The sequence below is a fragment of the Micromonospora sp. KC207 genome (genome assembly GCF_004348615.1).
GTDB lineage: Bacteria > Actinomycetota > Actinomycetes > Mycobacteriales > Micromonosporaceae > Micromonospora.
In genome coordinates, this window is the sequence record NZ_SMKJ01000056.1 from 15,846 (window position 1) to 28,503 (window position 12,658).

Here is a 12,658-nt window from a genome sequence, read left to right on the forward strand (position 1 = left end):
CGCTAACCCCAATCCACGTTCACTCTAATGTCCGGGAACATCTCCCGAAATTGATCGATTACCGTCGAGCAACTTGGACATGGCACCCTCTCAGAGTACAGATTGATGGTTCCTCTCGCGCTTGGACTAAGGTTGGCTGCATAGTGTTCAAAGATCTTATTCTCCGAGTCGAACGGCCTATCACCTGGATCGAACACCCGGTTTGTAGGTGCCGCCACGGAGCCTGGGTTGGCGTGCTGGCCGCTAACACCGATGAACTGTCCGGTCACACCATCAATATCATGCTGGGCGACAGCGACGTTCCTCCGGCCACCGACGCCATTAGCGGGGTTGGCGCGATAGTCAGCCGCCACCTGCTTGGGCGTGCAGTTGTGGACGAGCACCGGTGTGTTGCCGGCGATCACATAGTACGTGTGGGTGTTGGCGATGGTGAGGTTGTGGACGGTGGCCCAGGTGGTGACGTCTCGCTGGATCGCGGTGATCTGGACGCGGGTGCCGGCGCTGGTCTGGAGCCACTGGCCGACCTGAAGGTCGGTGGCGTCGATCCACTGGTGGAGTTCGGGCACCCAGAAGGGGTGTCCGTCGGTGGCGGTGATCTTGGTGGTGCCGTTGTCACCGTCCTCGTCGCCGTTGCTCGGGGCGTCGCTGGTGGTGATGGTGACGAGGTGTTTGGTGCCGGTGCCGGTGATCGTGGCGGTAACCGTCTCGACCTCGGTCTGGCCGGTGGCGGGGTTGGTGGCGAGGACCTTGTCACCCGGTGCGATGTCCTCGATGGGTTTGGTGGTGCCGTCGGCCATCAGGACCTTGGTGCCGGGGGTGAAGCTGTTGTCGGTGTTGCAGCCACCGCCGTCGGCTTTCCCTGTGCCGCCGCCTCCGCTGCTGCCACCGTTGGAGCGGTTGGAGCCACCGGAGCTGCCGCCGGGTTTGGAGCCCGCTGACTTTCCGCCGCCGCTTCTGGTGGTTGCCGCAGTGGAGCCCTTGGGGTTGGCGCGGGCCTGGGCCTGCTTTTGGACGGGGTTGCCGGTCTTCTTGACCTGTTCGGCGGCGCGGTTGCTGGTGGTGTTGACCTTGTCCTGGGCCTTCTTCTTGGCCGCCTGGGCTGCCTTCTTGGCGCGTTCGAGGGCGAGCTTCTTGGCATTGAGGGCGGCGGTTTCGGCGGCCCTGGCGGCGCGCAGAACGTTCTCGGCGGTGCGTTTGGCGTTTTGGAGAGCTTGGATGGCGTTGAAGGTGCGTCGTACGGCGTTGGCGATCCTCGCCGCGCTCTTAATCGCCTTCCAGGCGGGGATTCCGTTGCTGATGAGGTCGATGCACGACCAGACGCTGCCGCCGAAGCAGCCGAGGGCGGCGTTGATGCCGAGGAAGTCCTTCAGGACGTCCCAGGCGACGGACAGGATGATCGAGGTGATGGACTTGCCCATGATGGCCTGTGCGTCGGCGACCTGGGCGGCGGAGAAACCGGCACCGGCGAGGGCGGCGGCGGTTTCCGACGGGGTCAGGGAGATGGACAGGCCCGAGGGGTCGGTGTGGGTGGCCGGGTTGTTGTGGGCGTAGGTGTAGCCGTTGGACTGCAACGGGTCGGCGGTGTCCAGGACGGGGTCGGCGGAGAGGAACCGGCCCACGCTCGGGTCGTAGAGGCGGGCACCGAGGGGGACGTAGCCGGAGGGGTCGTCGCGCCTGGCGCCGAGGAACCCGGCCGGGGTCTGCATGTTGGCGGCCAGGGCGGCGGTGCCGCGCTGGTTGCCGAACGGGTCCTGCTTGCGGATCCGGGTGGTCATGCTGCCGTCGAGGGCGACCTCGGCGTACGGGGTGCCCTGGTGGTCGCCGACCACGGCCGCGAGGGCGGACGGGTTGGTGCCGTGGGCGTAGCGCAGCACCGACCCGCCCGGGGCGGCGTACGAGCGCTGACTGCTCACCAGCGCGCCGCCCTGCTGCGTGGTCACCTGCGACTCGCCCAGGTGCAGGGTGGCCTGCCGGCCCTGCACGGTCAGCAGCCGGGACCCGCCCGGCCCGTAGACGTGCCGGGTCTCGTTCTGCGCCTGCCACTGCTGCGCCGCCACCCCGCCCGCGCAGGTGGCCAGGACGATCGGGGTGCCGTCGGCCGTGGCCGCGTCGCGCACCGCCAGGCACAGCCCCGACGAGGTGTGCCGGAGCTGCCCGGTGGACAGGCGCTCCACCCGCTGGGCGGCACCACCGTCACACGCGCGGATCTGCGCCGCCGACCCGGCCGTCGTGCCGGCCGGCTGCACGCACCAGGTGTCGTAGATGGACAGGGTGCCCAGGTTCGGGTCGGGCTGCCCGCCGGCCGGGTTGAACGACCACTTCTGCGCCACGGTGTCGTTGCAGGCGAACAGCTGCACCGGCTGACCGGCCGCCGCGCGACCGGCGTTCAGGTCCAGGCACTTGCCGCCAAGCCCGACGTACGCGGTCCGGCCCTTGCTGCCCTGCCCGGTGATCCGCTCGACCTGACCGTCGTACGTCCAGGTCAGGGTCTGCTCGTCGCCGTTCTGCACCGACGCGACCGACTTCGTCTCGCCGGTCAGCTCGTACAGCCGCTGGGCGGCGGCGGTGATCGCGGCGCCGGCCGGGGTGACGTAGTTCTTCGTGACCGTGGTGAGGGTGCGCGGCTGGCTGCCGTCGGCCTTGCCGTAGGCGTAGGTGGTGGTGGCGTCCTTGGCGGTGTCGCCGGTGAGGTCCTTCTCCACCAGCTTCGTGCGGTTGCCGAGCAGGTCGTACTCGTACTCCTGCCAGTAGCCGGAGCCGTCCGCGCCGGCCGCCACGTTGAGCACGCCGCCCGTGCCCGCCGGTCCCGGCGCGCAGGACGCCTGGTCGGCGGCCGTCCACGCCCGCTTCAGCTGGCCGAGCGCGTCGTACTGGAAGCACTGCCGTTCCTGGATGCCGCCGGCCTGCTCCCGGATGGCCAGGACGTTGCCGGCGTTGTCGTACCAGTAGGAGCGGTTCGACACCAGGTTGCCACCGACGACGCCCGTGTCGCCGGCCTTCTCGCGGTAGACCTGCTGGCTGGTCAGGGCGCCGCTGGCGTCGTCGTACGAGGCCATGGCCCAGACCCGGTGCGGTTGCGCGCCGAGCGTCGAGCGCAACACCTGACCGTACGGCGAGTAGACCGTCTCCGCGCCGTACCAGTCCTTGCCGGAGACCGACAGGGGCAGGCCGTCCTTGGTGTAGCGGACCAGCACCTTCTCGCTGGGCAGCGCCCCGACGGCGGGCAGCACGGTCGACTCGGGCATTCCGGTGTCGGTGTAGGTGTAGCCGTACGTGTAGGAGGTTTGCAGCCCCCAGGTGCTGGCGATGGCCGCCGGCAGCGTCAGCGTGGTCGACGTCGGCTGGTAGTCGTCGGTGTAGCCGCCGGTGCTCTGGGTGTACGGCAGCCCGTCGGTGTAGCGGGTGGCGGTCGCCGGCAGGCCCTTCCCGCCGGCCACCGTGTCGTAGGTGTACTCGCCGAGCAGGGTGCCGCTGCTGCCGCCGAGCCGCTGCTGGACGGGGCGGGACAGCTCGTCGTAGCCGTTCCACACCGTCACGCCCCGGGCGTTGGTGCTGGTGACCTGCCGGTCCCGGTGGTCGTAGGTGAGGGTGGTCACGCCGGTGTCCGGGTCGGTGGCGCTGACCGGCCGGCCCCGGTGGTCGTAGCTCCAGCTCCACTCCTTCGGGTTCTCGGAGTGGGTGGCCCGCGTCAGTTGGCCCTGCGGGTCGTACTGGTAGCGCATGGAGACGAAGGCGCTGCGGTCGCCCTTGGTGTAGGTGTCGACCCGGGCGGTCCTGCCCAGGGCGTCGGTGAACAGCCGGTACGAGGCCGCGCCCGCCGGGTTGAGGACGGTGGAGTGGTCGGCGCCGTACTCGTAGCGGGTGGACCGCAGCGGCACTTCGACGCCGTTGTGGACGGGCATCTCCTCGACGACCCGCCCGAGCCCGTCGTAGGTGTAGCGGGTGGCGTTGGGCACGGCGGTGTCGGCGGCCGGGGTGAACAGGGTGCCGCTCGGATTGCCGTCGGCGTAGTAGGCGTTGCGGGTCTGCCCCACCTCGCCGGCCCGGTTGTACAGGGTGTCGGTGATCAGCCGCCCGCCGCCGACGGCCTCCTGCTGGCTCTGCCGTTCCCGGCCCAGGCCGTCGTAGATGGTGACCGCGGTTTCCACCCGGTTCTCGTGACTGCGGGCCTTCGTGGTGATGTACGGGGGCTTGCCGGCCTGGATGGTGTACTCGGCCCGGAAGTCGGGGATCGCCCCGGCCGACGGGGTGCGGCCCGCAGCCCAGGCCTCGACGAGGCGGCCCAGGGCGTCGAACTTCGACTCGCTGACCCGGTCGTTGGGGTCGGTGCTGCGCACCACGACCCCGCGACCGGGATCGAACTCCTGGATCTGCCGGTGGCCCAGTGAGTTCTTCTCCTCGACCTGGAAGGGCTGGCCGGCGGCCGGGGTGTAGGTGGTCGTGGAGGTCTTCTGGTCGGGGTCGGTGCGTGAGACGACCCGGCCGAGGGCGTCGAAGCCGACGGTGCCGTCGGACTGGAAGCCGGAGCCGTCGCCCTTCAGCGACCAGGTCTGGGTGACCAGGGCGCGGGTGTTCGCCGCCAGGGCCGTGCCGTAGGCCGCGCCGTCGTAGGCGATCCGGCTGGCGGAACTCAGCGACGCCATGTTCGTCCAGGTGGCGGCGGCGCAGGTGGTGGGGCTGGTCAGCATCTGCTGGGTCAGGCCGACCAGGTTCCGGTCGAGCCGGTGCAGGTAGGTGAGCTGGGTGCACGTCTCGTCGCCGGTCTTGCCGGTGTCGCCCAGCGACTCGATCTGCGTCGGCAGGCCGTGCGTGGCGTCGTAGCTGGTCTTCGTCTCGACCTTCCGCGTGGTACGCGTGTCGTCGCCCGTGCCGGAGGAGCGGCTGTGCGCGACCACCCGGGATTCGGTGACCCGCCAGGCGCGCAACGGGCTGAGCCCGTCGTCCCGGTTGCGCCGGCCGAGTTCCTCGGCCTCCGGGTAGGTGACGCTGCGGGTGAGCCAGTCGCCGGTCGCGGCGCCGGCGGTGGGGTACGTGAGTTCCTCGGCGATGCGGCCGGCGAACGGTTCCCGGTCCTTGGCGATCTCCTGCCCGGCGGTGTCCTCGACGGACACGTCGTCGCCCATGCCCCGGAAGTAGCGGGTGACGGACTTGGTCGCCACGCTGCCGTCGCCGTGATCCGCGTCGGTCTCCCCGGTGCGCACGGTGACCTGCGCGAAGCCGGCGAACTGCGAGTACGTCCGGGTCGACTTCTTGGTGAACTCCTGCTCGGCGAGCTTCCACCCCGGGTCGGCGTAGGTGTAGCGGGTGAGCGTGCTGACCGCCGGGCCGTCGATGGCGGGAAGTTCCTCGACGCTGTCCACCACGTACTTGTGGAACCAGTCGATCTCCTCGGCGCTGGGATCGGGGTGCCAGAACGACGGGTAGCAGAGCCGGCTGTTGTTCTTCAGCGCGGTGGTGTCCGTCTTGCCGGGCAGGCCGGTGCCGGTCGCGCAGTCGCCCACCGGCTGCTTGTAGCTGACGACGGTCTCGCCGCCGTACTCGTTGATGATGCGGGCGATGCGCAGCCGGGAGAACCCGGGGCGGTCGTCGTTGCGCACCCGGTTCGGCATGTCCTCGGGGTTGGCCTCGAAGCGCACCGGGTTCAGCGTGATCTTGTCGGTGCCGCCGCTGGGCCCGTACCCGGTGCGGGTGATCGACTCCAGCCACAGCGCGGTGTTCGGGCCGGTCCGGGTGGTGGGGAATGCCTGCGCGAGGTGGTACTCGTCGACCACCTGGCGGCCGGTGTTGCCGGGCTGCCGCTGCGCCCAGGTGGTGATCTTGTCAAGCCGCTTGCGGGTGAAGAAGGACGGGGAGGCGTTCCAGCACTTCTTGTCGTCGCCGCAGCGCAGGTCGGCCGGGGTGTCGTACCAGATCCGGTACTTGGCCGGGTCGCTGCTGGTGAAGTTGGCCTCGGTGCAGGTGACGGTGCCCTCGGCGAAGCACCGTTCCGCCACCGTGAAGGCGATCTGTGCGGCCGGTGCGGCGGAGAAGACGCTGTTGGCGCGCTGCCCGTAGTCGATCCGGGTGAGGTAGCCGCCCCGGTCGTACGGGACGGGGGCCTTGAAGTTGAAGTTGCGGGCGTAGTGGTTGGTCTCCTTGGCCCACCACAGGCTCATCGCGTTGCCGTGGACGTCCTCGACGTAGTCCAACGACCAGCGCCAGGCCTGGGTGCAGACCGAGCCGGCCCAGTTGCCCGCCTGGTAGCAGTCCTCGCCCGCGTGGTTGCCGTACACCGGGACGGTCAGGACCGAGTTGGTGACCGGGTCCCCTGCGGACCAGCCCGGCAGCCGGTGCAGCCCGAAGTGGTGGCGGGTGCCGTCGCGGGTGGTGACGATCCAGTATTCGCCGTCGGCGTCACCGTTCGCCTTGCCGGTGTCCTTGACCAGCTCCACCCGGGAGCCGTCGCCGTTGGCGGTGAACCAGGTGTTCTTGCCCGCGTCCCAGACCAGCTCGGTGGTCGTGCCGCCGAGGGAGAGGGTGGCGTTGTCGGAGCCCCAGCAGAGGTCGCCGGTGCGGTGGGTGGCGTTGTTGGCGCCGGGCTTCTTCGAGTCCTGGGTGCAGTTGGCGTAGCTGCGGGTGATGGAGCCGGCGCTGTAGTCCCAGCCGTCGCCGATCCAGGAGGCCTGGTTGTTGGTGGCCGAGGTCCGGCCGTCGGCCGACTGCGACGAGTAGCCCAGGTTCACCCGGGGCATCAGGCCGCCGGGAGTCTCCGGCACCTGCACCTGGTAGCCGTAGGTGAACGCGCCGGACGAGGCGCCGGCCGCCCAGGACCCGGAGGAGAGCAGCGGGGTGGCGGTGAAGTCACCGCCGGCCGAGGCCCCGGTGTCGAGCACACCGACGACGCCGGCAGCGGCGGGGCTGGCCGTGGCGCGCGCGCCCGCCCCGGTGGGGCCCGCGAGCAGCGAGCCGATCGGCACGCTGCCGTTGACGATCCGGCGGGTGCCGTCGTCGGTGGCGATCGGCGCCTCGTCGGCCGGCACCAGCACCGCCTCGCTGGAGACGGTCGCCCCGGCCTCCTGGCCGGGTGCCTGGTAGGGGGTGAACGACGGGGGCGGCGCGGCACCCGTGTCGGGGGCGCAGTCCCCGCCGTCCGGGTCGTCGTAGACACAGCTCGGCAGGAGCACCAGGCCGAACCGGTCGGCGGCCTGCGGGCCGTAGAGGTCGGCGAAGGGCGTGTAGTCGACGCTGAGCGCGACCTCCGCAGCCGGGTCGGCGGTCACCGGCGGGGTGATCTTCATGATCAGGCCGGGGGCCCCGACGGCCTGGGACGCCTCCGGGCCGGAGAGGTCGACCTTCCAGGTGCCTGCCAGGTCGGCCGGGTCGCCACCCTCGGGTACGCCGAGAGCGACCGGCAGGTCCTCGACCGGCAACGCGGTGCCGGGGGTGGCCGAGGTCAGGTCCACCTCACCGCTGTCCTGCTGCCACGGCGTGACCGCCTGCGGCTCGTACGGGACCACCGGCACCTCGTCGGCGGTGGTCAGCTCCGTCTCGGCGTCCGCGTCGCGGTCGACGTGCTTGATCGTGGGGATGTCGGGCAGCTCGACCGGCATCCCGGTGCGGCTCATCCCGGCGCCGGGCACCGCCCACGCCTGCGCGGGCGCGAGCGCCACCAGCAGGGTCACCGAGAGCGCCAGCGCCAGGGCCCGGCGGGTGGGCGACCACCGGCGGCCCACGACCGGGCGGGCGGGTCGGCCGGGACGCCGTCGGGACAGCAATCCGGTACCAGGCATACGTCGGCTCCCACCCAGGCGCGAAGACGGAAGAGATCGCGGTACGACCGCGACGGCACAGCACGCGCCGGGCGTGGCACGCCTGAGCACTGTCGATCACCTTTCACCATCACTCAAGGTGACTGATCGCGATCAGAGCGGCATGAAGGTGAGCTTCATCACCGGGCTTTTACCCACCAATCCCCCGAAAGTCCCGAGTCCGCTTTGATCGACTGATCAGTACATAACCGATACGTTCAGCCGACGAAAGCCGCATAGGTCAGGTCTCGGTCGTAACTCTCGACAACGAGAGGACTCAGGTCACGGATTCGTAACGATAAAAGTGTGACGGAGTGCCCACTCGCTGTGCGATCGTGTGCCCGCGCTTCTGCCCGTGGCCCTCCGCCGGACGGGATCGCTCGTCGTTGCCGCCGCCCTGTCCGCCCGGCCCCCACGGGAGTAGACCGCCGTGACCGTGCCTCGCCTGCTCAGCCCCTTCCTGCGTACGCGCACCCGGCGGCTCTGCACCCTGGCTCTCCTGCTGGCCGCCCTTGTCGCGGCCGGGCTGCCGTACTGGCTGCGCGCCGACCACGGCCGATCATCCGGACCGGACAGGGCCACCGAGGCCGGGCCGGCGGCCACCGCCGGCCGGGACTACGCGGCTGCCATGGCCGAGGCCCGGCGCACCGGCCAGGAGGTGCCGGTCGACACCGCCACCACCGCCACCTCGCTCACCTGGGCACGCCCGGACAGCAAACTACGCACCACCTTCCACGCCGTGCCCCAGCGCGCGAGAACCGCCACCGGGCAGTGGGCGCCGATCGACACCACCCTGACCCGGACCGGCAACGGGACCGCCGGCCTCGACGTCAGGCCGGTCAACGTGCCGGTGCCGGTTCGCTTCTCCGCCGGCAGCCCCCCGGCGTCGAAGCGCGGCGCGGACCCGAGCAGGCGCGGCACCACCACCCAGTCCCTTCGGCTCGCCCCGGCAGCCACGGCGCACACCGCGATCGAGAGCCCCACCGATTCGGCCCTCGCCGAGGTGCAGATCGACGGCCACACCATCACGTACCTGTGGCCCGAACCTCTTCCGGAGCCGGTGCTGGACGGGCCACGCGCGCTCTACCCCGAGGTGCGGCCCGGCGTCGACCTGCTCGTCGTCGCCCGCGAAGAGGGCGGGTTCGGACAACTGCTGATCGTCAAGAACCGGGACGCCGCCACCCTCGATGCCCTCGACACCCTGACCTACGGGCTGCGGTCCGCGACGGCGGTCTTCCGCCACCAGCAGCCGACCAACGGGGTGCAGATCCTCGACCCGGTCAGCGGTGTGGAGATCGGCTCCATCCCCGGCCCGTTCGCCTGGGACTCCGCCGGCCGGGAACCCACCTCCCCCGAGACGCCGCTGCGCACGGCGGTGGCCACCAGCGCCGACGTGCTGCAACTCTCCGGCCTGATCGGTGCCGAGCCGGGTGCCCGTCGGGCCCCGATGCCCACCCGGCTCGACGGTGGGGACACCGGCGAGGCCCGGCTGCACCTGGACGCCGCCGCCACCGGCCTGCTCACCGACCCCGACGCGCTTTTCCCCCTCTTCCTGGACCCGACCCTCACCACCGGCCTGCAGTCCTGGGCCACCGTCTACAAGCAGAGCCCGAACACCAACACCTACCACAGCACCAACTTCAACAGCGGCACCTCCGACGCCCGGGTCGGCTACGACGAGGACACCCCGCTGACCACGCGTTCCTTCTGGCGGATGGGCTTCGACAGCAAGATCAAGGGTACGGCGGTCAGCGAGGCCAGTTTCCGGGTGCTGAACAACCACTCCTGGTCCTGCACGGCTCGGGAGATGCAGCTCTGGCTCACCGGCGCCATCTCCTCCAGCAGCACCTGGCAGAAGCAGCCCGCGTGGGAGTCCCTGCAACAGAAGCGGTCCTTCGCCCACGGCTACGGCAGCAACTGCGACGACGAGTACGTGCGGTTCGACGTGCTGGGCGCGGCCCAGGAGGCGGCCACCAAGGGCTGGGGAAGCATCACCCTCGGCATGCGCGCCACCAGCGAGTCCGACACGCTGACCTGGCGCAAGTTCAAGGCCAACACGGCGGAGTTGGAGGTCGTCCACAACCGCCCGCCGGGCGAGCCGACGGACGGGCGGACCTCGCCCGGCGGCAGCTGCGTGCCCGGCCCCGGCGGCGGTGCCACGATCGCCCGGACCACCATCGCCCTCTCGGCGAAGGCCATCGACCCGGATGGCAACCTCAAGGGGCTGCGCTTCCGCTTCTGGCGAACCGGCACGACGGTGCCCGCGGGCACCCTCGTCACCAACTCCAGTGACGGCAAGGCCAGCCTGACGATCCCGGTCAGCAGCCTGGAGGACGGGGCCACCTACTCCTGGGACGTCCGCGCCGAGGACCACTCGAACGCCTTCTCCTCGTACTATCCGCCCGGCACCGAACCGTGCCGCTTCACCATCGACGCCTCCGCGCCCCCGGCACCCGACGTCGCCAGCAACGTGTGGCTGGAGGCGACCCCGGACGGCGCCACCTGGTCCACGGTGACGTTCGGGCAGACCGGTCCGGTCGAGTTCAGCGCGGCGGGCGCCGCCCAGTTCACCTACTCGTTCGAGAGCATCAACCCGGTCACGGTGCCGGCCGTCGGGGGCAAGGCCACCGTGACCGCGCTGGCACCCCGGCACGCCGGCCCGAACACCCTGCACGTGTACGCCCTCGACGCGGTCGGCAACCGCAGCGTCCGCACCGACTACACCTTCTACGTGCCGCCGAGTGAGGCGGCCGACAAGCCCGGCGACGTCACCGGCGACGACCTTCCCGACCTGCTGCTCGTCGACGCCACCGGTAACCTGCGCACCTACGCGGGCGACGAGGGCGGCGAGCTGTACTCCTGGCTCGCCGCCTCGTACACGACGGGCAACGAGCTGAACCCGCCGGGCCACTGGTGGGACGCGGACGCCGCCAAGGCGGCCCTGATCAGCAAGTACGACGACAGCTACCCCGGCGACGGCATCACCGACCTGTTCGCCCGCACTCCCGACGGCCGGTTCTGGCTCTACCCCGGCGACGGGTACGGCAGCTTCGACGTCAACCGTCGGCTGCGGGTGCTGCTGCCGTCCGGCGTGCCGGACCCGAGCACCTGGACCCAGCTCAAGGCCGTCGGCAACGTGACCGGCGACGAACGGCCGGACCTGGTGGTGCGGGCCGGCACCGCGTTCTGGATGCTCAGCGGCTACACCGGGGCGAGCTTCCAGGAGGCGACCCTGATGGAGGGGTCCGCCTGGGCCCGCCGGGAGGTGGTCAACGTGGCGGACATCGACGTCGACGGCACTCCCGACCTGCTCTGGCGCAACCTGGACAACGGCAACATGTACGTCCGCCACGGCCTGCCCGGCCCGGCCGCCGGCAGCGTCGACCTGCACTCGCTCAAGCAGGCCGCCAACTCACGTGACGGAGATGTCCTCTACGGCGCCGGCTGGACGGAGGCGGCGATGAGCGCGGTGATCGCCGTCCCGGACGTCAGTGGCAACCAGGTGCCCGACCTCTGGGTCCGGCACGGCTCCGACGGCCAGATCCGGGTCTACCACCCATCCACGACGAGCGCCGGTGCACCGGTGAAGGTCGTGCTGGGCGCGGACTGGAGCGCGATGAAGTCCTTCGGCTGACCGTGTTCACGGTGCCGTGCCCCGGTTGAGCCCGGGGCACGGCCCTCGGCACGGGAACGGGCGATCACTGCCGAGTCCCGGTGGTTTCGGAACGCCTCGATCTCCTCCCACTCGCGGTACCGTTCCGCACCGCCGACCGCTGTGCTCGGGTACCCGTGCCGTTGCCGTCTGGGTCAGCGGCGGAAGGGGCCGGTGACCTCGTACGTGATGCCGTCGGCCCCGGTGACCGACCCGCTGGTGCCGCGCTGGGACGAGAAATAGAGGCGGCTGCCGTCCGGGGAGAACGCCGGCCCGGTCAACTCCGAGCCGGACTGCCCGAGCAGGCGCAGGAACGGGGTGACCACGCCGGCCGGGGTGATCACGTTGATCTCCATGTTGCCGCCGTCCTCGGCCACGTACAGGTCGCCGGAGCGGGTGCCGGTGATGTTGTCGACACCGGTGAGCGGGGCCGTCCCGGCGGGCACCAGCGAATCGTCGTACGCCAGGTCGAGGCGCTGGTTGACGGCGTCGTACGCCCAGACCCGGTTGTCGCCCTTGGTGGTGAACCAGCAGGTGCCCCGGTCGTACCAGCAGCCCTCGCCGCCGTCGAAGTGCTGCGCCGCGCCGACCTGATGGCGGGTGGGGACCGGGAAGCCGTCCCGGTCGGGCACGTCGCTCCAGGTCACCGGGCCGGTCACCTGGCCGGCGGGCGCGCAGAGCACCTGGAGCCGGCCGGTGCGCAGGTCGCCCCAGGTGTCGGGGACGTACCGGTAGAAGCAGCCGTCGTCCTCGTCCTCGGTCAGGTAGACGACCCGCCGGTCGGGGTCGCAGGCGGCGGCCTCGTGGGTGAACCGGCCCATCCGGGTCCGTTCCTCGGCGGCGCGGCTGCCGTCCGGCCAGGTTTCCATGACCCGGCCGAGCGGCGCTTCCTCGCAGGACAGCCAGGTGCCCCACGGGGTTGCCCCGCCGGCGCAGTTGAGGCTGGTCCCGCCGAGGATCCGGTACGCCGAGGCGATGGTGCCGTCGGCGCGGAACCGCACGGCCGACGCGCCGCCGACCAGGGGGATCTCGGAGTTGGACACGTAGATCCAGCCGTCGGGGGTGGGGAAGCACGCGCCGCCGTCGGGGGCCCAGTGCCACAGGTAGGAGGTGCCGGCGACCCGCTGCCCGGACCGGGCGATGACCCGGCTGGTGAAGCCGGCGGGCAACTGGACGCCGTTGGCGTCGGCGGCGAGCAGGTCCCCGTACGGGCTGGGGC

The 12,658-nt window shown here is 71.0% G+C and carries 3 protein-coding genes and 1 pseudogene; 1 reads left to right on the top strand and 3 read right to left on the bottom strand.

From position 1 onward, the window contains the following. Positions 1–2 precede the first annotated feature (2 nt). Positions 3–7,769 carry a ricin-type beta-trefoil lectin domain protein gene (locus E1258_RS09950; RefSeq protein WP_132398946.1) on the bottom strand — a complete coding sequence of 2,589 codons (7,767 nt, stop codon included), beginning with the start codon at positions 7,767–7,769 and terminating at the stop codon, positions 3–5. A gap of 448 nt (positions 7,770–8,217) precedes the next feature. On the opposite strand from E1258_RS09950, the gene E1258_RS09955 reads away from it, so the two are divergent. Beyond that, positions 8,218–11,421 carry a DNRLRE domain-containing protein gene (locus tag E1258_RS09955; protein ID WP_132398948.1) on the top strand — a complete coding sequence of 1,068 codons (3,204 nt, stop codon included), beginning with the start codon at positions 8,218–8,220 and terminating at the stop codon, positions 11,419–11,421. Positions 11,422–11,458: 37 nt separating this feature from the next. Here E1258_RS09955 and E1258_RS09960 read toward each other — a convergent pair. Next, positions 11,459–11,534: pseudogene (locus tag E1258_RS09960) on the bottom strand (prevent-host-death family protein); the annotation flags it as partial. Positions 11,535–11,594: 60 nt separating this feature from the next. Continuing rightward, positions 11,595–12,658, bottom strand: a 1,064-nt coding sequence (locus E1258_RS09965; RefSeq protein ID WP_132398950.1) for an alkaline phosphatase PhoX, incomplete at its 5' end; no start/stop codon positions are given.

What these genes read in the sequence shown, in the direction of transcription:
- E1258_RS09950 (WP_132398946.1), bottom strand. Translation starts at nt 7,769, where the DNA reads ATGCCTGGTACCGGATTGCTGTCCCGACGGCGTCCCGGCCGACCCGCC.